Below are 19,919 nucleotides of genomic sequence, written 5' to 3' on the forward strand. Positions count from 1 at the left end.
GCGCCCGGCGTGGTGAGAGCCTACGCTACAGATCGATCACCGCGTGAGTCATCTGCTCGCGGAGCTGGTAGTGCAGCCGGAAGCCGACCTTCTCCGCGACGTGCTGCATGCCGCGATTCTCCGGCAGAATCTCGGCGACGATCCGGCTGAGATGCTCGTCGCGGCCAACGCGCACTAGCTGGCTGAGCAGCGCGGTGCCGATGCCCTGGCCCTGGTACTGATCGCCGATCAGCAGCGCGAACTCGGCCTCATGCTTGCCGTGCAGCTTCATCAGGCGTCCCACGGCCACGATCTCTTGCTCGCCCGTCTCTGGCCGCTCGCGCTCGGCCACCAGCGCCATCTCGCGCTCGTAGTCGATGAAGCACATACGGGCCAGCCGCTCGTGCGTCGTGCGGGTTTGCAGTGCCATCGGGTGGAAGTAGCGCAGATACACGCTGCGGTCGGAGAGCGTCTGGTGAAACGTCACCAGCAGCGGCTCGTCTTCGGGTCGGATCGGGCGGATCGTCACGGGCGTGCCGTCGCGCAACGACCAGCGCATCACGTACTGGCTGGGATACGGACGAATCGCCGGACGGGGCAGATCGTCGTCGCGTACGTCGGCGTCATGCAGCACAACGCGCGCGTCGAGCGCCAGCAGCGACGGCTGCCGCGCGGGATCGAACGCGGCCAGCAGCGGATTAATATCGATCTCCTTGATCCGGCGCTGCTCGACGACGAGCTGGCTGAAGCGCACCAGCAGTTGTTCCAGGCCAGCCAGATCGACGGGCGGACGGCCACGAATGCCTTTGAGCGCCGTGTAGATGCGCGTGCGCTCCATCATCCGCCGGGCCAGTATCGTGGTCAGCGGAGGCAGACCAAGCGCCTGATCGCGCTCTACCTCCACCAGGTGCCCACCCGCGCCGAAGAGCAGCACCGGCCCAAGCTGCGGATCGATACTGCTGCCGACGATCAGCTCGTAGCCGCTGCTGCGGATCATCGGCTGCACAGTGACACCCGCGAAATGCTCAGCGCCCGCGCGCTCGCGCACCCCAGTCTGGATCGCGTCGTAGGCACGGCGCACCGCGTCGGCGCTGGCGAGATCGAGCTGCACGCCGCCGACATCGGTCTTATGCGTGATCGTCGACGAGTACAGCTTGATCGCCACGGGATAGCCGATCGCCTCGGCGTGCGCGACCGCCTCCGTGGGCGAGGTCGCGATGCGCGTCTCGACCGTCGGCAGATCATAGGCCGCGAGCAACTGCTTGGACTCGACCTCGGTCAACAGCGTGCGGCCAGCGTCGCGCGCCGTCTGGATCACCCGCGCGGCGGTCGCGCGATCGGGCGTGTCGCCGTTGCCCGCCAGCGTCGGCGTCTCGTACAGGCTGCGTAGGTTTTGGGTGTAGCGCCACATCGTCGTAAACACCTTGGCGGCAGTATCGGGATAGGGAAACGTCGGGATGTTGGCGCGGTTGAGCGTAGCCTCGCCGACGATGATCTCGCCGCCGCCCATCCAGCTTGCCAGGATCGGCTTGCCCGGCAGCTTCGCGTAGGGCTTGAGCATCTCGGCGATCTCCGTCGGATGCGTCATCGACTGGGGCGTGAGCACCACCAGCAGGCCGTCGCTGTTGCGATCTTTGGCGACGACCTCCAGCGCCTTGGCGTAGCGCAGGGGATCGGCATCGCCCAGAATATCGATCGGGTTGCCGTGGCTCCAATGCCTGGGCAGCACCCGGTCGAGCGCGGTCAGCGTTTCGGGCATCAGCTCGGCAAGCTGGCCGCCGCTGCGGATCAGCGCATCGGTGGCGAGCACGCCGGGACCGCCCGCGTTGGTGACGATCGTCAGGCGCGGCCCCTGCGGACGTGGCTGCTTGGCGAAGACCTCGGCCATATAAAACAGCTCGGCGATCGTATCGACGCGCACCACGCCGCAGCGCCGAAACGCGGCATCCAGCACCTCATCGCTGCCGACGAGCGAGCCGGTATGCGAGGCCGCAGCTTTGGCCGCGCTGGCGGTGCGCCCGGCCTTGAGCACGATGATCGGCTTGCTGCGGGCAACCTCGCGCGCCGCCGACAAAAACGAGCGCGCATCGCCGATCGACTCCATGTAGATGATGATGCTCTGGGTATGCGGATCTTCGCCCAGCTCGTCGATCAGATCGCCCCAGCCGATGTCGAGCATCGAGCCTACAGAGATGAACGCGCTGAAGCCGACGTTATCGTAGACGCTCCAATCCAGAATCGCCGTGCAGAACGCGCCGCTCTGGCTGATCAGCGCGACGTTACCGGGCCGCGCCATCGTGCTGGCAAAGGTCGCGTTCAGGCCGCGCGTCGGACGCATAATGCCGAGACAGTTGGGTCCGAGCACACGCATGCCGCCGCGCCGCGCCTGGGCTAATACCTGCCGCTCAAGCTCGATCCCGGCGGGACCGGCCTCGCGGAAGCCAGCCGAGATCACGATCGCGCCTTTGACCCCGGCGTCGACACACTCGCCGATGATGCCCGGCACGGTCGTCGCGGGCGTGGCGATCACCGCCAGATCAACCTCGGCTGGCACCGTGGCGATCGAGGGATAGGCTTTGATGCCCAGCACGCTCTGGCGCTGCGGGTGGACGGGAAAGACCATGCCGCCAAAGCTGGTGCTGATCAGATTCCACAGAATGGTTCGCCCGACATTATCCTCCTGATCGGATGCGCCGATGACCGCGACGGTGCGGGGCGCGAAGATCGCTTCCAGGGGACGGCGGGCCGTGCGCAGCACGTCATGTGCGGGATCGGTTGTCGCTGGCGTTGAGGGTATCGTGCTCATGCTAGATGCCCTTATGTACACGTTTTCGCAGGGGGTGTCGATCGGTGGCGCGGCGCGCTCAGTCGCCTATGCGCGCCGCTCGTTGCGTTCAAGACAGGCTCACACGATGCCGCGCGGCACCAGATACCAGTAGGCGTGGTTGAAGATCGTTTTTTCGTAGTGATAGAACTGATTGGGCTCCGGCGGCCTGGGAGGGTGCTCATAGTCGAAGACCAGCTGCGATGCCTGCCCACGGCCTGTCTCAAGGAAGCACATTACCGCGCCGTCGTAGCGAGCCTCCGGCGGCTCGCCTTTGACCGAGCTGACGATGCGCTGCGCGACGACCTTGGCCTCAAAGTGCGCGGCGGAGCCGCTCTTGGAAACCGGCAGATCGCTGGCGTCGCCCAGCACGTAGATGCGCTGATCGGCCTTGCTCTGCAACGTCTCGCGGTCGGTCGGAATCCAGCCCTGCGCGTCGCCGAGCCCGGATTCGATCACGATCTGCGCGCCCCGATGCGGCGGCACCAGCACCAGCAGATCGTAGTCGATGGTGGTGCCCTCCATCGAGGTAATCTGCCGCGCCCGTGGGTCGATCTCCTCGGCGTTGAAGAACAGCTCGTAGGAGATGCCGCGCTGCTCCAGCATCGGCGTGACGAACTCCGACACGCTTTCGATAGTGAAGACGCGGTTGATCGGCGAGAGATAGACGATCTCGGTCGCCTCGCGCAGGCCGCGCTGGCGCAGATGATCGTCGAGCATGAAGGTGAACTCCAGCGGCGCGGGCGGGCACTTGTACGGAATATCGGCCACGCCGACGACGATCTTACCGCCGCTGAACTCGCGCAGCGCCGCGTGCAGGCGCAGCGCGGCCTCGGCGCTATAAAAATGGTGCGCGCCCTCGACGAAGCCGGGCAGCGCATCGGGCACGATCCGCGCGCCGGTCGCCACGACGAGCAGATCGAAGGGGATCATGTCGCCGCTGCCCATCTCGACTCGCCGCGTCTCGCGATCGATCCGGCGCGCGTCGCCGACGACCAACCGGACCTTGCGGCTGAGCAGCCCGCGCTCCGGGCGCTCAAGCCGCTCCGGTGGATCGCCGCCAAAGGGCACGTACAGCCAGCCCGGCTGGTACACATGCCGTCCCGTGCGGTCGATCAGCGTCACCTGGGCCTGCTGCCGGGTCAGCTTGCGGGCCAGAAGATTGGCGACCAGCGTACCGCCCACGCCGCCGCCAAGAATAACGATCTGCTGCGGTGTCATCGTCGATCCTCCGTTCCGAGTTGCAGATTCCGAGTTTCAAGCCCTGAGTTCGGGCCATCCTCCCCGGCCCCTGCCCCCCGATCCTTGATCCTTTTGTTCTTTGTTCTTTGTTCTTTGCTCTTTCTGTGCCCGACTAATGCGCCTTGCGCACGACGAAGCGGGTATAGCCGTCCTCGGCAAACGCGCCCAGAAACTCGTGCTTGGCTTTCTCGATCCACAGCGGAATATCTTTGTTCGAGCCGGGATCGGACGAAAGCACGGCGATCACGCCGCCAGTCTCGACGCTCTTAACGCCGCGAATCAGCTCCAGCAGCGGTCCGGGGCAGAAGCTCCCGCGCGCGTCGATCTCTTTATCGATCGTGATATTGGCTAGCTCGTTCATGGCTATGCTCCTGGGTACTCAGATAAACAGCGAGATCTTGGCGTCTTTGGCACGATCGACGAAGCTCGCCACGCCTGTCACCTCGTCGACCACGTCTTCCAGCTCATCGAGCTTGAGGCCGAAGAGTTCCATCGTGGCGCTGCATGCAAAGATGCGCACATCGCCGATCTCGCGGGCGGCGCGCAGCGTGTCCAGCCAGTGGGGCACCTGCTTTGCCGCCATCAACTCCTGCATCACCGGGCCGAAGTCGGCATACTCGGCGGTGATGCGCGGCGGCTGCTGCTTCGCTCCGTGGCGGAACGCTTCGAGGCCCCAGAAGGTCAAAAACAGATCGACCTCCATGCCCATCGCCGCCGCGCCCGTGGTCAACGTCGCAACTGCCGTGAGTTTATCGACCGTCCCCGAAAAGACGACTAATGACATTCGTTCGCTCATGACGCAACCTCCTTGTTGCAGCGCGTGCATCTGGTATCACTGTATCGCTTGCCTGCGGCACGAATGAGAATGTTTGATGGCGCTGGGTGAAGATCGCGCAACGTGAGGGGCGCATGAGACAGCGACAGGAGGCCAGTATGTTGGCCTCCTGTCGTGGTACCTATGCCCGGAGAGCTGCCCGGCGTCAGCGCATGCTAGCGATTATTGGGTGCCAATCGTGCGCTCGTTGGTCGAGAAGCCGAAGACCGTGTAGAGCGGGCAGTAGCCGAAGATGCTCGTCAGCACAAAGACGGCCGCGACAAAGCCGAGCACATAGACCCAGAAGCCGGTGATGTAGCCCAGGAAGTAGAATACGGCGATCACCGCTGCCAGGAAGAAGCGAAGCACGCGGTCAGTCATGCCCATGTTCGGTGTCATGGCGGATCACCTCCCAATTCTGGCCTCAATCGAGGCCGCCTGCCGTCGGGAGCGGCAGGGAAGCGCCTCAGGTTGAGCGCTTGCGGCCAAACGCGAAGTACGCGATCGGCCCGATAAAGTTGATAAAAGCCGCTGCCGTCCACAGCCGCTTGCTGCCGTTGATCTTGTCGGGCGGACGGCGACGAATATCGATCAGCGCTGTCACCAGCAGGGCAATCTGAACGATCGCCAGCATCACGATGCCGCTTTTCTGCGTGGTGTTCAGCTCATCCCAACGCCTATTGCGCATCCCGGTCATGCACGCTACCTCCTTACGCAGAATCAAGGAATATCTCCCACCTCTGGATCGATCTTAAGCCCAGACCACGCAGATCTGCGTAAAGGATCGGTCGCGCTGGGTGAACATGCGGCAACGTGTCGAGTTCGGAGTTTCGAGCTCGGAGTTTTCTTTGTTCTCCGCTACGTATCGCCCTCGATCAACGCCCACATCTGCGCAAGCACCGACCGCGCGGCAGCCGTAGGCGACATGGAGCCGGTATCGATCGTCGCTTCGGGATGGAGCGGCGGCTCGTATGGATCGCCAACGCCGGGCACGTGCTGCGCCTGGCCCGCCTGTGCCTGCGCGTAGATGCCTTTCGGATCGCGCTGCTGGCAGATCGCCAGGGGACAGCACACCTCAACCTCGGCAAAGCGCGCGATCTGTGCTCTGGCCTGATCGCGGTAGGCGCGTCGCTGCGCCGTCGCCGCGATCAGCACATTCACGCCGCTGCGGGCCAGCCACGCCGCAAGATAGCCGATCACACCGTAGAACCAATCGCGCTCGGCGGCGGTATAGCGCGGCTGCGGCGTCAGCGCGCCGCGCAGCTCATCGGAGTCGAGAAGCACGGCATGCACGCCGCGCTGCGCCAGGAGGCGCTGAAGCTCGCGCGCCAGCGATGTTTTGCCCGAGGCGGGCAGCCCCGTCAGCCAGATCGTGAAGCCACGACGATCGGCGGGGGGTGTCAGGCGCTCAGGTAGCTGTTGATCTCCTGCCATGCAAAATGCTCCTGCCGCATCACGTTGCGGGCAAAGCTCAGCAGGGCACGTCGCGTCTCGTCGCTCAGCGTCGAATACCACTGCGGACTAGCCAGCACCAGCGCGCGCCAGGCGAACCACGGCTGAATCACCGCGCACAGCTCGGCATCCTGCCGCCGCTCCAGGTAGCGCGTCCAGAACGCGCGATACAGAGCCTCGAACGGTCCCGCCAGCCGGCCATAGCGCTGAAGCCCGAAGAAGAGATAGTTGATCGTCATGCAGCTGAGATCGTCGGCTGGCTCGCCCCACGCGCCACGGCTGCGGTCGATCACCGTAAAGCCCGTCCGCTCGGTGAACAGCACATTGAACGGATGAAAATCGCCGTGGACCTGGCACAGACGATGCGTGAGCGGCTTGAGCTTCCAGCGCCAGCGGTTCGCGGCATCCTCGATCGCGCGCAGATCGTCGGCGGTCGCCAGCGGAAAATCGCGAGGATAGCTATCGGTCAGGCCCATGATACCCTCGCCGTGCCCCACCAGATCGCGCAGCCGCCTGCGCCAGAGCAGCGGATCGTCGTGCGGTACCGCATGGATCGCGGCCAGATAGTCGGCGAGCGCCAGCGCCCGCTCCCGATCCAGCTCCGTGGACACGCCCGCATCGCGAATCCGCAGCAGGTCGTCGGCGTAGGGCTGGCCGGGCACATACGCCGTGAGCAGCAGCATGCTTTCGACATGGCCCAGCGACTCGAGGCGTCCGTCGCGGGTCAGCCCGACGATGTCCTGGGCCTGCACGTGGCGATCCAGACGATTGAAGGCGTTGAAATCGAGCCAGACCTCGGCCACACAATCCGATGCGCGCTCACGGCCAAAGCCGTTGCGGCTGACCTGGCGCAGCACGACTTGCTGAGGCTGGCCGGAGCGCGCGTCGGCTGTGCTCGGCGACAGGCGGTAGTCGATGCGAAGCGGACGACCGTAGCCGAACGCCTTGAGCGCCGCCGCTCCGCTGGTGCCGCCGCCCAGCTCGCTGATCCCCTCGATCTGCACCGCTCCATCCTGCCAGCGCGACAGATACGCCTCGATCATGGCGGGATTGAGGTCCATGCGCTTGCCTTTCAGCTTGCGGTACTGAGTTTCCAGTTCCAGGTTTCCAGTTCTTTGAACTTTGAACGTTCGTCTCCTGCCTGTCGACCATCAGATGGCGATCGATGCACAGTCGATGTAGCAGACCAGCGCCTCAAACAGATCGCTCTCGGTGATCATGCCCATGACCACGTGCTGCTCGTTGACGACCGGCAGCCCGCCGATCTTGTTGTCGAGCATCAGCAGCGCCGCCTCGCGCAGCGTCGTCTCAGGCGTGACGGCAATCGGCTGCTCGGTCATCACATCGTAGACCGTGGTGCGACGAAGCGCGCTGGCGATCTCGCGCAGATCCAGGCCCGTGGCGCGCAACACGTCGGCACCGCGAATATCGCCATCGGTGATGATGCCGCGCAGCTTGCCATCGTCGTCGACGACCGGCAGCCTGCGGATCTCGTGCTCGTGCATCACCGCCAGCACCTCGCTAATGGGCGCATCCGCCCCGATCGTGATCGGCGGCGTGCTCATCCAGAATCGAATCTCCTGCGCAGTCTGCACGCCATGGCGCGTTGTGCGTGACTTCCCGGACGTTTCCATAGCAGATCTCCTTGAACGCGATCCATGTCATCGTTGAGCATCGCCTGGCGCAACGGATGAGCCTACCAGCCACAGCTCACCGTCATGTCGCAGCACTACCCGGCCAGCGAGACGCCGATCAGCCACCCGATGCTATAGGTGAGCGCAGCGGCGACCAGTCCAAAAATCACCTGACGCATGCCCGAAAACAGCACGCCGCGTCCGGTCAGCAGTGTGATCCCCGCGCCGATCACAAATAGGCCGATCGCGCTGACAGCCACGCTGACGAGCACAGCCGTGAAGCCGGTCAAAAACGCGAACGGCGCGACCGGCACGATCGCTCCCAGCGCGAAGAGCAAGAAGGAGGTGAGCGCTGCCTCCCAGGCCGAGCCGCCCAGCTCTTCGGGATCGACGCCCAGCTCTTCGCGGGCGAGCGTATCCAGCGCGCTCTGCGGGTTGCTCACCAGTCGCTGCGCGAGCGCACGCGCCTGATCGGGCGCTAAGCCTTTGGCCTCGTAGATCAGCGCAAGCTCTGCCGCCTCCTCCTCCGGCGCTTCGGCTAGCTCCTGCGCCTCGATCGCGATCTGGCGCTGGTACAGCTCGCGCGAGCTCTGCACCGATAGCCACTCGCCCAGCGCCATCGAGCCTGCCCCGGCCAGCAGCCCGGCCAGCCCGGTGATCAGCACCGCTTGTCCGGCGAGCTCGGCTCCGGCGACGCCCATCACCAGGCTCAGGTTTGAAACCAGCCCATCGTTCGCGCCGAGCACTGCCGCGCGCAGGGCATTGCCGCCAACCGCGCGATGCCGTCCTTCGAGCTGCGCCAGCGTGCCGCCCTCCAGTCCGCCACGCACCTCACGGGTGATCGTCGTCAGCAGCCGCGCATGGGAGCGCTCCTGACTCGGCAGCGCCGTCTGCTGCGTCTCACGCTGCGTATCGTAGCGCTGCTGGCCTGCCTGCTCCTGGCCCATCAGCGTGGGCAGCACCATCGGCGGCCCGAACCGCCGCGCCAGCCAGATCAGCGCGCGCGCCCGGAAGCTGGGCCGCTGTGGCGGAACCATCTGATGTGCCGCCGCAAGCCTGGCCTCCCAGAAGCGCGCGTGCGCCTCCTCAACCGACGCCAGCCGCTCGTAGACCTGCGCAAGCTGTGGCCGCGCTTCAATCGTCGCTAGCGATCGGTAGATCGCCGTGCTATCGATCTCGTCCTGCCAGTTGGCCCTGTAGCGCCGTATATCATCGGCCATCATCTGCCGCGCCATGATCGATCCTCCGATCGCCTGAGAGTGGAAGCTGCACCGCACGCCTCACGCGCTGCGACACGCTTCTCTGCCTTGAGTGTATCGGGCAGGAGCGCGCGAGAGGTAAACGGACCATAACCAGCCGTAGAACATCCGCGACAAACATCGATCGGCCTGCTACGATACCAACGCGCCGCAGGATCACGGAGGCGGCAGGTCACGCTGGGTTTGGCACCAACGATTGCCGAAGCATGGGACATGGTTGCGGCTTGAGCAACTATGAGATACTATAGAATATAGTTATCACTGCTGATCGTAAGATTCGTTGCTATCTCCCACCTCCCAACATAAGCGGAGCTTCATCATGCAGCACTTCCCCATACGCGCGCGGCTGTATCTCGCTGGCTGCTACCTCTCCGGTTTTCTGGCGCTTGGCTGGCTTATGTCCGGCGATCACCCAACGCTGAGCGCTCAAGACTGGCTGCTGAGCTTGGGCCTGACGATCGTCGCTGCGACCTGCCAGGTCTTTGTCGTCGCGCGCGCGAGCACTACCGGGCAGCGATCCGATCACCTGACAATCGCGCCGTTATTTGCGGCCACCCTGCTGCTGCCGCGTCCACTCCTCGCGCTGCTGCTGATCCTGACCTTCGTGCCCGAATGGTATTTCCACCGGCGCTCGTGGTTTAGCCAGCTCTTCAACATATCGGAGATGCTGATCGCCGCGACGCTGACCAGGCTCAGTCTGTTCTATCTCACCGGCTACGAGCGGCTGAGCGACATCGATCTGCTGTGGTTGATCCCTGCCTGGAGCATCCTACCCGCGATCCTCATCTTTCAGCTTACGCAAGCGCTGATGCTGGCGTCCGTCCTCAAGCTGGCCCAGGGACAATCCTGGCATACGAGCGGCCTGTTTACGATCGAGACGCTGCTGCTCGAAAGCGGGCTGGCGTGTCTGGGACTGGGCTTTACCATCGCCTGGCTCGTCGATCCGCTGTATGGGCTGATCGCCGGGCTGCCGCTGGTGCTGATCTTCGAGGCGCTGCACGTGCCCAATCTCAAAGAAGAGGCGGCCACCGATCCAAAAACCGGCCTGGCGAACATGCGCCACTTCAACGAGATGATCAGGCGCGATCTTGAGCGAGCCAGCCGCACCGGACAGCCGCTCAGCCTGCTGATCTGCGATCTGGACTATCTGCGCAACATCAATAACACCTACGGGCATCAGGCAGGCGACACCGTGCTGCTGGGCATTGCCGCTATCCTGCGGCGACACATTCGCAGCAGCGATGTCGCGGCGCGCTTCGGCGGCGAAGAGTTTGTCGTGCTGCTGGCTGATACGGATGTCGCGGGCGCGCAAAAGGTTGCCGATCGCATCCGCTCCGATTTTGAGCATACGCGCTTCGACATCGACAGCCCGGACGGGCCGATCGGCGCGACGTTGAGCATCGGCGTGGCGTGCTATCCACGCGATGGAGGGACCGCAGAGGCGTTGTTCCGCTCGGCGGATCTGGCGGTCTATCAGGCGAAGCGCGACGGACGCAACCGCGTCGTCGTATACGCGGCAGCGCCGAGCGCGCCCCTTGAGCTAATGGCAGAGCGATAGCGCCCGCTTCAAGCGTTCGGCCCTGGGCCAGGCGATCTTGCACGACGAGCGCTTGCCGGACGAGCGGCGCGAGATCGCGCCCCGGCTCAAAGCCGTGCTCGAACGGGCCGTCCCTGACCGCGCTGCGTTGATCGCTGCGCCACCACAGCGCGCGAAAGTCGGCGGTAGCGAATGCATCGGCGTGGGCACGACTCGGCAGCGCGAAGCCGAGCGCCAGGCTCAGCAGCAATACAACGCGCCCATACCGACGTTTTCATTGTACACACTCCTTCTGCCTGATCCTCGTCCGCCCGCTACAGCACGTAGAAGCGCGCGATGGCGGTAAGATTACTGCGCGTGCCGTTGAGCACCAGGCTGTAGGTGCCTGGCCGCAGGTATGTGCTCTTGAGATCGACGCAGGCGCGGCCATACTCGTCGGCAATCGCCCGCAGCGTCGTCGGCTGCGTTCCGCGCGGCGTGTTAAGCCAGACGGTGATGTTCTCGCGTGGAATAAAGCGATCGGTGTAGAAGTGGAACGTGGTGCCGACAACGCCCGACAGCGGCTGCACTTCCATCCAGACCCACGGAGCGCTGTCGTTGCCGCCGCCGACGAGCAGCGGTGCCCAATTGCTGCGCCACTCGCCGCCGCCAACGTCGTCGCTCCAGCGATATGCGGCGCGCATGTTGATCACTGTATCGTTGGGCAGGCCGTCATTGACGCGAAAGAAGATCGTCGCCGTGCGGTACTCGCCAGCCGCGAATGGAGCGAACGTCACCGCGACATAGCTGGACGTTACTTCGCTCACCCAGTCGTCGGGCCGGGAGAACTTGCTGCCGGTGACGATCATCTGCTGCGTGGTGTAGGGCAACGTCACAACGGCGGAGTGAGCCTGTCGGGTGCCATAGTTGGTGAGACGCAGCTCGTAGGCTAGCGTGCCGCCCCGCGCAACGCGGATGCTCGGCGTGGGCCAGACCGTGAGCGACAGATCGGCGCGTCTGATCGGCGGCGGCTCGTACGAGACGGTGCGCCGCACGCAGGGGATGAAGGTCTGCTGGTTGAGCGGGCGGCAGGGCGAGGCCACGATCTGCTCAATCGCCGCCTGGTCCAGCGCGACCGGCTGCTGGTCAGGAGTGGCGCGCTCGAACGCGGCGAGCGCCGCTTCGATCGTCTCGGTGATTGTCGCCGTGTCGGGAATCGCTGCGAAGTCCGGCGCGGCGGTGGACATCGGCGGCGGGGGCATAGTTGCCTGGGCGCGCACGCCGCGATCGGCGAGCACCAGCACCAGCGCCGCCACCGCAAGCAGCACCATAAGCGGCAGGCAGCACCGCTGCGTCACGTCACGATGATCGTCGCTGAACATAGTGACCTTCTTTTCAAATGGTGATCGACAGAGGTGATAAACAGAGATGACAGATGGTAGCAGCTTGTCTACCACCTCTGAGTAATGATACGCCTGGCACGGGGCGGAAGCGTGAAGAGGCGTACACCACACAGAGAAATAAAAACACCGCAGCCAAGCTTCCGTTCAGCCTCCTGGGGGGAGCTGTTCGTACCGCTTAGCTGCGGTTTCATCATTACCGAGGATGCTTCCGACATCCTTACGTGATATCGGCCTCATCTTCCCGGTATGGTGACGAGATTCATGCGGCTGAGCATTCGTTCGATATCCTACTGGATAATCTACTTGTCTGCTCAACCGCTTACTGTGATCATAGCAGACGCGGGGCAGATTGTGTGTTGCGATCTCGTAACCGTGGGTGAAGGAACAGCTACCTGCGCGCGAGGTTGAACGCTTGTCTTACAGCGTCCAGCCCAGGGCTCGCGCCAGCCCCCGCCTACGGCATCGGCCTGGCGGAATCCGCTTGTTGTGCGAGGGTTTCTGCACCGCCGCGTGATGTCGTGACTGGTGGCATAAACGGGGCCTTAGCGAGCCAGGTGCTCACAGATGCGTGTGGCATCGTGGGTCGCGTCTAAAAGGTCGGCGATGGCGATGCTCACTCCGCACTCAGGCCAATGAACACGCATTCCGTGATCGAGCAATTCCCAGCGCTGGCGCTGCGCTGGAGTCATCTGTAGCAGACGCGGCAGCCGCGCAAGCGGAATCGCGATCTCACGGTGGAGCAGCCGGATGTAGAGGTTGCGCGAGTCGCATGAGACGTTGGTGGCGAATGGCGGGTCACACTGCCGCATCACGGCGTTACCCCGGCCCTGGCCTATAGCGGCGCACCGGCTACGGCGTGTTTGCGTAAGCATCCTGCGCTCCGCGTCGGCGGATCGGCGCGCGGCGTGAAGCACACGCTTGGTTTGTGTACCTGACATTCCCGTTCCTTCCTCCACAGCCTGCGGCAGTGGCAGCCTTACGCACCGACCAGATCAGGCGACGGCCAGTGCGCCCAGATCAACGCTACGAGGATGCCTATGTCGACGGCGAAGGCTGGAAACTTGTTAGGCGGCCAGACATCCCAGAAGGCCAGCAGCCCGGCCAGCGAGATTGCCGACATGGTAATCGCCACGGGACGCCACCAGCCCTGATAGACCCACAGCCCCATCGCCGCGCCCAGGTAGCCGATCGCCACCAGCGCCCACAGCACGAGTCCGATCACGCGGAGCGCGCCGCCGCCGACAAGATCGCTCAGCAGCCACGAATGGCCCAGGAACCACCATCCCAGCGTATGGCCCACACCGTGGACCACCAGCAGGCCAACGATCACGTAACGCCATAGGGTTTCCGTCATAATCGCACCTCCTGCGCCAGCTCAGCGAGCACCACTGCCGAAGCCTCAGGGTAGGCGTCAAGCCACACGGTAGCGCCGCAATGCATGTACTCCCTTAAGCCCGCCACTCGCGCGGCGAGGTCGCCGCGCCTATTGACGCGGCAGCCACAGCCAGAGTTAGAAAGGTCGAGCTTGTGCCAGATCATTCACCTTGACATGGGCAAATGGTCGTACGAGCAGCACCGGGACCGCAAGCCGCCGGAGCGCTTCCTCGGCCACGCTGCCCAGCACCAGGCGCGGCAGGCCGGTGCGACCATGAGTTGCCATTGCCACCAGATCGCTGCCGCCCTGCTCGGCCAGATCGATAATCTCCTCAGCGGGATCGCCCAGTTTGACCAGCACCTTAACGGTAAAGCCTGCCGCCTCCAGATAGTACACGTCCGCTTGCAGCTCATCTTCAAGCGCGGCCCTGACATTCTCATCGGCCTGCGAGGCATAGATCGGATGCTTCGCCAGCACGGCATCCTGAGCTGTCTCATACTCCGGCAGCACCATGCCGTCGACCACAAGCGGGCGCGGCGGCAGAGCGCCTACGCCTTCGGGCGGCGCTGCTACCCGCAGCAGCGTTATGGTGTAATGCTCAGGTGGCAGTAGACGGCGCACAAACGGCAAGATCTGGCGGCTAAAAGCGGAGCCGTCCAGGGGAATCAGGCAGTTATAGGCTTGCATAGGCACACCTCCGACGATCGCGAGCCACAATCTCGCGGGGCATACCCCGCCTTATCAGCATACATGCGTGAGCGCAAATCCAGGTGAAACCTGGACCACGACGCGGAATGGTTTGACGACGGAGAGCGACAGATGGAAGAACATAGAACAAATGGGAACTCGAAACTCCCGAACCGCTTTGGTAGCGGATTTAATACGGATGGTGAGCAGACCTATGCCAGGCGCGCGATTGGCTCCTTGTACGATGGAGGTCTACGAGCGGTGCTATCCGTCGGCGGCGCGTACACACGGCCCGATGCGCCATAGAGCACTGTCAGGCCGGGCGTTAAGGGGTATTCGCCAATGATTTCCCTTCCTGAGATTCTGCAACAGATCAGGCATGAGAGAGCGCCATGAAGACTGTAAACCTCACGATCGATGGTCATCCAGCTATCGCACAGCCGGGCGACACCGTGCTCCAGGTAGCGCAGCAGCACGGAATCAGCATCCCGACGCTCTGCCACCACCCCGATCTGACACCGGTCGGCTCGTGTCGCCTGTGCCTGGTCGAAGTCGACGGTCTGCCCAACCCGGTATCGGCCTGCACGCTGCGGATACGTGACGGCATGGTCGTGCGGACGGAGACGCCCGCACTGACTGAGGCGCGCAGGGGCATCCTGAGCCTGCTGCTGTGCTCCTACACCGCGCCCGTCGACGGCTGCGACACCGAGTTTCTGCGCCTGGTCCGGCGCTATGGCGCGCAGGTGCCGGAGGGGATCGAGCCTGAGCCTCCCTGCGCGGTCGATAGCGATCCCAATCCGTTCGTGCGCGTCGATCTCAACAGGTGTATCCTGTGTACGCGCTGTATCCGCGCCTGCAACGAGATCCAGGGTCGCTTCGTCTGGCATCCGGCGGGGCGCGGCAGCGACATGCGGCTCGTGGCCGCAGCGGATACCACAATGCTCGCCGCCCGCTGCGAGTCGTGCGGCCTGTGCGCGGCGTACTGCCCGACTGGCGCGCTCTCCGATAAGCTCTCGGCGGGATTGCCACAGCCCGATCGGCTGGTGCGCACCACCTGTAGCTACTGCGGCGTCGGCTGCCAGCTCGATCTCAACCTCAAAGACAACACGATCGTCGGCGTCACGTCGGCGCCCGCAGCACCGGTCAACGGCATGGCGCTGTGCGTCAAAGGACGCTACGGCTACGGCTACGTCAACCATGCGGAGCGCCTGCGAACGCCACAGGTGCGGCGCTACCTGCTCGAAGGCACGGCGCCACGCGCTCGGCCAGCCGACCGTGGCGAGTGGGCTGCCGTAAGCTGGGAAACCGCGCTCGACCTTGTCGCCACGAAGCTGGAGCAGGTGCGGCGCGATTCGGGCGCGGACACGATCGGGGTACTCGCGTCGGCCAAGTGTACCAACGAGGAAAACTATCTGATGCAGAAGTTCGCGCGGCAGGTGCTCGGCACGCACAACGTCGACCACTGCGCGCGGCTGTGTCATGCCTCGACGGTCGCGGGGCTGGCGATGTGCTTCGGCTCCGGCGCGATGAGCAACACCATGACCGACGTGACGCAGCACGCCCAGGCGATGCTGATCATCGGCTCGAACACCACCGAGCAGCATCCGGTCTTCGGCGCGCAGATCCGCCAGGCGGTGCTCAGGCGCGGCATGAAGCTGGTCGTCGCCGATCCGCGCCGCATCGACATGGCCGAGTTTGCGACGCTGCATCTGCGCCAGCGGCCCGGCACCGACATCGCGCTGATCAACGGCATCTTGCAGATCGTGCTGGCGAATGGCTGGCAGGATCAGCGCTTCATCGACGAGCGCTGCGAGGACTTCGACGAGTTTCGCGCGACCGTCGCGCGCTACACGCCGGAGGTAGTCGCGGGGATCACGGGCGTAGCAGTGGTAGACCTGCACCACGCGGCGGAGATTCTGGCCCGCAGCCGCCCGATGGCGGTCGTCTGGGCGATGGGCATTACACAGCATACCAGCGGCGTGCTTAACGTGCTCAGCCTTGGCAACCTCCAGATGCTCCTGGGCAACCTGGGCGTGCCGGGCGGCGGGGTCAACCCGCTGCGCGGACAGAACAATGTCCAGGGTGCGTGCGACATGGGCGCGCTGCCGAACGTCTACCCCGGCTATCAGCCGGTTGCCAGCGTCGAGGCGGCGCAGAGGTTTGCTGCCGCATGGCGGCTCACGGGCACAGAAGCTTATCCCGCGCTGTCTCAGCAGCAGGGGTTGACGGTGACGGAGCTAACGCCGCGCGCTGGCGACGGCACGATCCGCGCGCTGTATATCATGGGCGAAGATCCGGCGCTGACGGAGCCCGACGCGAATAACGCGCGCGCCTGCCTTGAGGCGTGCGAGTTCCTGGTGGTTCAGGAGATCCTGCCTTCGGCAACTGCCGAGTATGCCGATGTGCTGCTGCCGGGCGCGTCGTTCGCCGAGAAAGACGGCACGTTTACCAACACCGAGCGGCGTATCCAGCGCGTTCGCCGGGCGCTCGATCCACCGGGCGAGGCCCGGCCAGACTGGGCGATCATTGCCGAGCTAGCCAGGCGCGTGCTGCGGCTGCAAGCGCGCGTGCCGTCCGGCCAGTGGGCGGGCTGGAACTACGCAGCGCCCGCGCAGATCATGGATGAGATCGCGGCGCTCACCCCATCGTACGCGGGTGTGAGCTATGACCGGCTAGAGCGCGGCGAGCAGCTTCACTGGCCGGTGAAAAGCTACAATCATCCTGGCACGCCGATCCTGCATGTCGGCAGCTTTACGCGCGGCAAGGGGCGCTTCCACGCCGTGGATTACCTGCCGCCCCACGAGCAGCCCGACGCGGAGTATCCGCTGCTGCTGACGACGGGCCGTGTGCTGTATCACTGGCACGGCGGCGAGCTAACCCGGCGGGTTGCGGCGCTGATGGAGGTCTGCCCTGAGCCGCTGGTCGAGATCAGCCCGGAGGATGCGCGCGCCCTTGGGCTGCGTCACGCCGATCCGATCCTGGTTCGGTCGCGGCGCGGCACGATGGCGGCGCGCGCGCTGATCACCGATCGCGTCGCGCCGGGCGTCGTCTTTGCCAACTTCCACTTTCCCGGCCCGCAGAACGCGAATAATCTGACCGTCGCGGCGCTCGATCCGATCGCCAAGATCCCGGAGTATAAGGTCTGCGCCGCGCGGATCGAGGCGGCTGTCGACGGCGGCACGCTGAATGCGGCACGCTGATCTACTCGACACGTTCGATAGCCAGGAGATGTAGTATGGAACTGGTAACGGTCCCGATCGAGAAGCCCGAAGCGCTCAACTTCATCCTGGGCCAGACCCACTTCATCAAGACCGTCGAAGATCTGCACGAGGCGCTGGTAGGCGCGGTGCCCGGCATCACGTTCGGCATCGCGTTCTGCGAGGCATCCGGGGAGCGGCTGGTGCGCTGGAGCGGCACCGACGACGATCTGATCGAGATCGCTCGGTCGAATGCGCTGCGGATCGCGGCAGGACACTGCTTTATCGTCGCGCTCGGCGAGGGCTTCTATCCGATCAATGTGCTCAACATGATCAAGGCCGTGCCTGAGGTCTGCCGAATTTTCTGCGCGACGGCCAATCCCACCGAGGTCATCATCGCCGAGACGGGCCAGGGCCGCGCCATCCTGGGCGTAGTCGACGGCTTCCCGCCGCTCGGCGTCGAGGACGAGGCCGGAATCGCCTGGCGCACGCAGCTTCTCCGCAAGTTCGGCTATAAGCTGGGCGCGTAGGCAGGCCGCTCCAAGTTGCGATAGGCACAGTTGGTGCTACACTAGGAGCCGGTACCGCATCGGCGTACCAGGGTCTTTTAGCAGGAGGGAGCCTGACCAACATGGCAGATATCGAACGCACGGCCAGCGCCGTATGGAATGGAGAGCTTCGCGGCGGCAACGGCCAGATCAGCAGCACCAGCGGCGTCCTCAACGACACGCCTTATAGCTTTGCCACCCGCTTCGAGCAGGCGCACGGCACCAATCCCGAAGAGCTGATCGCGGCGGCGCACGCGGCCTGCTACAGCATGGCCTTCGCCGGAACGCTTGGACGCAAAGGCTACAAGCCGCAGCAGATCGAGACTCGCGCGATCTGCTCGCTGTCGCCGCAGCAGCCGAGCGGCTTTAAGATCACGAAGATGCGTCTTGAGACGCGCGGACGAGCCGAGGGCATCGACGAGGAGACGTTTAAGCAGATCGCGCAGGAGGCCGAGCAGGGCTGCCCCGTGTCGAACGCGCTGCGCGGCAGCCTCCAGATCGAGGTCGATGCCTCGCTGATGTAGTCCAGCCTGGCCTCGTCGCTCGCCGACGAACACAGAACCCGATCCAGCTAAGGATCGGGTTCTGTGCCACAGGGAGGCGGAAGGGCGCGGCTGGCTGATTCCGTGCCCATCGCCTGGATCAGCGGCTAGTGCCGCAGAGCTACCACAGCCACACGTCGTCGAACCAGACCGTGCCGCGCGTCGCGAGGTCGGTCGCGCCGAAGCCGGTCAGCGTGATCCGCACCTGCGAGACGCCAGCCGGGATTGTGAGCTGGCCTAGCACCTGCTGAGCGGCGCTATCGCCGGTGATCGTGGTGGCGATGCCCGATACCCTGCTGAGCACCGTTCCCGCCGCATCCAGGTATGTCACCTGCAAGCTCGGCGCGGACGACACGCCCTGAGTCTTGATCGTCATCGCCAGGCTGTAGGTCTGGCCCGCCGTCACCGCGATCGGCGCTGAGGTCCACGTCGGATTGAGCAGCGTGGCCGCGCCGCCATTGCCCGTCACGCTCACCGCACGGCTGCCGTCGCTGGCGTTCGCGCCGCTGGTGTCGTAGGCCGTGCCCTGCGAGCCGCTCCAACTGTCGGGCGTCGTGCCGCTGGCCGATTGCTCAAACGAGCCGTTGGTGACGCGATTACCGCGAATCGTGATCGTCCGCTGCGCCGCGTTGTTCGTCTCATTCGACTCGGCCACTGCGTTGGCGGGATCGGCCTGGCCCGCGATCACATGCTCGCCGCTAACGCCCCTGGTGTCCCAGGTGATGCTCACCGCCTGCGACGTGCCCTTCGCCAGCGCGATCGGCGCGCTCTCGCCCAGCACGGCCGCGCCGTCCTGGAAGCGCACCACCACATTCTGCGTGTCGGCGTTGCCCGTATTCGCCACCGTCGCCGTCAGCACGGTCTGCTTGGGCTTGCTCTGCGTCGCCACGATCTCAGCGATCGTCAGGTCGGGCTTGGGCGTTGGAACAGGCTGCGCCTGCGGGTTGACGTTGAAGTAGAAGATCTGGCCCGCTTCGAGCAGCTTCGGGTTGGAGGTGTTGGCCGCTGTCTGCGGAATGCCGCGCGCTGCAAGCGCCGCGTTGCGCGCCGCGTACTCGGCGTGGAGATAGTCGCCCTGCTTGAAGAGATCGGCGGCCTGCGCGCGCCACTGCTTCATACGGCTGAGATCATTGGTCCACGCCGCCGAAGGCGTCGTGCGGCCTGCGCGCGCCTCTTCGACCAGCCGCGAGCGGAGCGCGTCCTGCGCGGCGATCAGGTACTCGGCCACGTGCCCGCGCTGAAGATTGTCCTGGTCCTCGACCTCGTACGGACGATAGCTCATCGCGTAGGTCGTCGGCGCGGCGGAGATGTCGTACATCCAGCCCAGGCCGCTCCAGTAGCAGGCCCACTTCCCGGTGTTCGGACCCGTCTTGCATTTATCGACGCCGTAGGAGCCGTCGTGCGGATGCGACAGGCCCAGGTTATGCGCGGCCTCGTGCTCGATCGT

At 64.8% G+C, this 19,919-nt stretch carries 19 protein-coding genes; 4 read left to right on the plus strand and 15 right to left on the minus strand.

Features of this window, described 5'->3' with window-relative positions; translation table 11 throughout:
* Positions 1-25: 25 nt before the first annotated feature.
* The 10 genes from VFZ66_13285 to VFZ66_13330 all read right to left on the minus strand — a co-directional run bounded on the left by VFZ66_13285 (position 26) and on the right by VFZ66_13330 (position 9,180).
* On the minus strand, positions 26-2,785 hold the full coding sequence (locus tag VFZ66_13285) for a bifunctional acetate--CoA ligase family protein/GNAT family N-acetyltransferase (GenBank protein ID HEX6290161.1): 2,760 nt from the start codon (positions 2,783-2,785) through the stop codon (positions 26-28).
* Positions 2,786-2,884: 99 nt separating this feature from the next.
* Positions 2,885-4,024: an FAD/NAD(P)-binding oxidoreductase gene (locus VFZ66_13290; GenBank protein ID HEX6290162.1), complete on the minus strand. Its 1,140-nt coding sequence runs from the start codon at positions 4,022-4,024 to the stop codon at positions 2,885-2,887.
* A gap of 133 nt (positions 4,025-4,157) precedes the next feature.
* On the minus strand, positions 4,158-4,406 hold the full coding sequence (locus VFZ66_13295) for a sulfurtransferase TusA family protein (GenBank protein HEX6290163.1): 249 nt from the start codon (positions 4,404-4,406) through the stop codon (positions 4,158-4,160).
* An 18-nt stretch (positions 4,407-4,424) separates the two neighbouring features.
* Positions 4,425-4,841: a DsrE/DsrF/DrsH-like family protein gene (locus tag VFZ66_13300; GenBank protein HEX6290164.1), complete on the minus strand. Its 417-nt coding sequence runs from the start codon at positions 4,839-4,841 to the stop codon at positions 4,425-4,427.
* Positions 4,842-5,042: 201 nt separating this feature from the next.
* Positions 5,043-5,258 (minus strand): DUF2892 domain-containing protein, encoded by a 216-nt coding sequence (locus tag VFZ66_13305; protein ID HEX6290165.1) that lies wholly within the window; start codon positions 5,256-5,258, stop codon positions 5,043-5,045.
* A gap of 67 nt (positions 5,259-5,325) precedes the next feature.
* Entirely contained in the window at positions 5,326-5,556 is a 231-nt protein-coding gene (locus VFZ66_13310; GenBank protein ID HEX6290166.1) for a PLD nuclease N-terminal domain-containing protein, read from the minus strand.
* A gap of 161 nt (positions 5,557-5,717) precedes the next feature.
* Entirely contained in the window at positions 5,718-6,293 is a 576-nt protein-coding gene (locus VFZ66_13315) for an adenylyl-sulfate kinase (GenBank protein HEX6290167.1), read from the minus strand.
* Complete coding sequence (locus VFZ66_13320) at positions 6,260-7,372, minus strand: phosphotransferase (protein ID HEX6290168.1); 1,113 nt, start codon at positions 7,370-7,372, stop codon at positions 6,260-6,262. The genes VFZ66_13315 and VFZ66_13320 overlap by 34 nt, the downstream gene beginning before the upstream one ends.
* A gap of 90 nt (positions 7,373-7,462) precedes the next feature.
* Positions 7,463-7,945: a CBS domain-containing protein gene (locus VFZ66_13325; protein HEX6290169.1), complete on the minus strand. Its 483-nt coding sequence runs from the start codon at positions 7,943-7,945 to the stop codon at positions 7,463-7,465.
* 95 nt (positions 7,946-8,040) lie between these two features.
* Entirely contained in the window at positions 8,041-9,180 is a 1,140-nt protein-coding gene (locus tag VFZ66_13330; protein ID HEX6290170.1) for a VIT1/CCC1 family protein, read from the minus strand.
* 343 nt (positions 9,181-9,523) lie between these two features.
* On the opposite strand from VFZ66_13330, the gene VFZ66_13335 reads away from it, so the two are divergent.
* Positions 9,524-10,762: a GGDEF domain-containing protein gene (locus tag VFZ66_13335; GenBank protein HEX6290171.1), complete on the plus strand. Its 1,239-nt coding sequence runs from the start codon at positions 9,524-9,526 to the stop codon at positions 10,760-10,762.
* Between the two features lie 293 nt (positions 10,763-11,055).
* Here the strand turns inward: VFZ66_13335 and VFZ66_13340 are convergent, their stop codons facing one another.
* From VFZ66_13340 to VFZ66_13355, 4 genes are all read right to left on the minus strand, one after another.
* The gene (locus tag VFZ66_13340) at positions 11,056-12,102 is read right to left on the minus strand and encodes a hypothetical protein (protein ID HEX6290172.1); all 1,047 of its coding nucleotides are present in this window, start codon (positions 12,100-12,102) and stop codon (positions 11,056-11,058) included.
* 563 nt (positions 12,103-12,665) lie between these two features.
* Entirely contained in the window at positions 12,666-12,995 is a 330-nt protein-coding gene (locus VFZ66_13345; GenBank protein ID HEX6290173.1) for a DUF2442 domain-containing protein, read from the minus strand.
* A gap of 104 nt (positions 12,996-13,099) precedes the next feature.
* Positions 13,100-13,477 (minus strand): hypothetical protein, encoded by a 378-nt coding sequence (locus VFZ66_13350; protein ID HEX6290174.1) that lies wholly within the window; start codon positions 13,475-13,477, stop codon positions 13,100-13,102.
* Positions 13,478-13,633: 156 nt separating this feature from the next.
* Positions 13,634-14,185, minus strand: coding sequence for a universal stress protein (locus VFZ66_13355; protein ID HEX6290175.1), 552 nt, complete (start codon positions 14,183-14,185; stop codon positions 13,634-13,636).
* A 392-nt stretch (positions 14,186-14,577) separates the two neighbouring features.
* On the opposite strand from VFZ66_13355, the gene fdhF reads away from it, so the two are divergent.
* The 3 genes from fdhF to VFZ66_13370 all read left to right on the plus strand — a co-directional run bounded on the left by fdhF (position 14,578) and on the right by VFZ66_13370 (position 18,454).
* On the plus strand, positions 14,578-17,385 hold the full coding sequence (gene fdhF / locus VFZ66_13360) for a formate dehydrogenase subunit alpha (GenBank protein HEX6290176.1): 2,808 nt from the start codon (positions 14,578-14,580) through the stop codon (positions 17,383-17,385).
* A 35-nt stretch (positions 17,386-17,420) separates the two neighbouring features.
* On the plus strand, positions 17,421-17,912 hold the full coding sequence (locus tag VFZ66_13365) for an adenosine-specific kinase (protein ID HEX6290177.1): 492 nt from the start codon (positions 17,421-17,423) through the stop codon (positions 17,910-17,912).
* Positions 17,913-18,013: 101 nt separating this feature from the next.
* Positions 18,014-18,454, plus strand: coding sequence for an OsmC family protein (locus VFZ66_13370; GenBank protein HEX6290178.1), 441 nt, complete (start codon positions 18,014-18,016; stop codon positions 18,452-18,454).
* Positions 18,455-18,593: 139 nt separating this feature from the next.
* Here the strand turns inward: VFZ66_13370 and VFZ66_13375 are convergent.
* Positions 18,594-19,919, minus strand: a 1,326-nt coding sequence (locus tag VFZ66_13375) for a CARDB domain-containing protein (GenBank protein ID HEX6290179.1), incomplete at its 5' end; no start/stop codon positions are given.

Source organism: Herpetosiphonaceae bacterium (assembly GCA_036374795.1).
Taxonomy (GTDB): domain Bacteria; phylum Chloroflexota; class Chloroflexia; order Chloroflexales; family Kallotenuaceae; genus LB3-1.

Excerpts from the sequence above, each read along its gene's own strand:
- VFZ66_13285 (HEX6290161.1), bottom strand. The coding sequence starts at position 2,785 with ATGAGCACGATACCCTCAACGCCAGCGACAACCGATCCCGCACATGAC.
- VFZ66_13290 (HEX6290162.1), bottom strand. The coding sequence starts at position 4,024 with ATGACACCGCAGCAGATCGTTATTCTTGGCGGCGGCGTGGGCGGTACG.
- VFZ66_13295 (HEX6290163.1), bottom strand. The coding sequence starts at position 4,406 with ATGAACGAGCTAGCCAATATCACGATCGATAAAGAGATCGACGCGCGC.
- VFZ66_13300 (HEX6290164.1), bottom strand. The coding sequence starts at position 4,841 with ATGAGCGAACGAATGTCATTAGTCGTCTTTTCGGGGACGGTCGATAAA.
- VFZ66_13305 (HEX6290165.1), bottom strand. The coding sequence starts at position 5,258 with ATGACACCGAACATGGGCATGACTGACCGCGTGCTTCGCTTCTTCCTG.
- VFZ66_13310 (HEX6290166.1), bottom strand. The coding sequence starts at position 5,556 with ATGACCGGGATGCGCAATAGGCGTTGGGATGAGCTGAACACCACGCAG.
- VFZ66_13315 (HEX6290167.1), bottom strand. The coding sequence starts at position 6,293 with ATGGCAGGAGATCAACAGCTACCTGAGCGCCTGACACCCCCCGCCGAT.
- VFZ66_13320 (HEX6290168.1), bottom strand. The coding sequence starts at position 7,372 with ATGGACCTCAATCCCGCCATGATCGAGGCGTATCTGTCGCGCTGGCAG.
- VFZ66_13325 (HEX6290169.1), bottom strand. The coding sequence starts at position 7,945 with ATGGAAACGTCCGGGAAGTCACGCACAACGCGCCATGGCGTGCAGACT.
- VFZ66_13330 (HEX6290170.1), bottom strand. The coding sequence starts at position 9,180 with ATGGCGCGGCAGATGATGGCCGATGATATACGGCGCTACAGGGCCAAC.
- VFZ66_13335 (HEX6290171.1), top strand. The coding sequence starts at position 9,524 with ATGCAGCACTTCCCCATACGCGCGCGGCTGTATCTCGCTGGCTGCTAC.
- VFZ66_13340 (HEX6290172.1), bottom strand. The coding sequence starts at position 12,102 with ATGTTCAGCGACGATCATCGTGACGTGACGCAGCGGTGCTGCCTGCCG.
- VFZ66_13345 (HEX6290173.1), bottom strand. The coding sequence starts at position 12,995 with ATGCTTACGCAAACACGCCGTAGCCGGTGCGCCGCTATAGGCCAGGGC.
- VFZ66_13350 (HEX6290174.1), bottom strand. The coding sequence starts at position 13,477 with ATGACGGAAACCCTATGGCGTTACGTGATCGTTGGCCTGCTGGTGGTC.
- VFZ66_13355 (HEX6290175.1), bottom strand. The coding sequence starts at position 14,185 with ATGCAAGCCTATAACTGCCTGATTCCCCTGGACGGCTCCGCTTTTAGC.
- fdhF (HEX6290176.1), top strand. The coding sequence starts at position 14,578 with ATGAAGACTGTAAACCTCACGATCGATGGTCATCCAGCTATCGCACAG.
- VFZ66_13365 (HEX6290177.1), top strand. The coding sequence starts at position 17,421 with ATGGAACTGGTAACGGTCCCGATCGAGAAGCCCGAAGCGCTCAACTTC.
- VFZ66_13370 (HEX6290178.1), top strand. The coding sequence starts at position 18,014 with ATGGCAGATATCGAACGCACGGCCAGCGCCGTATGGAATGGAGAGCTT.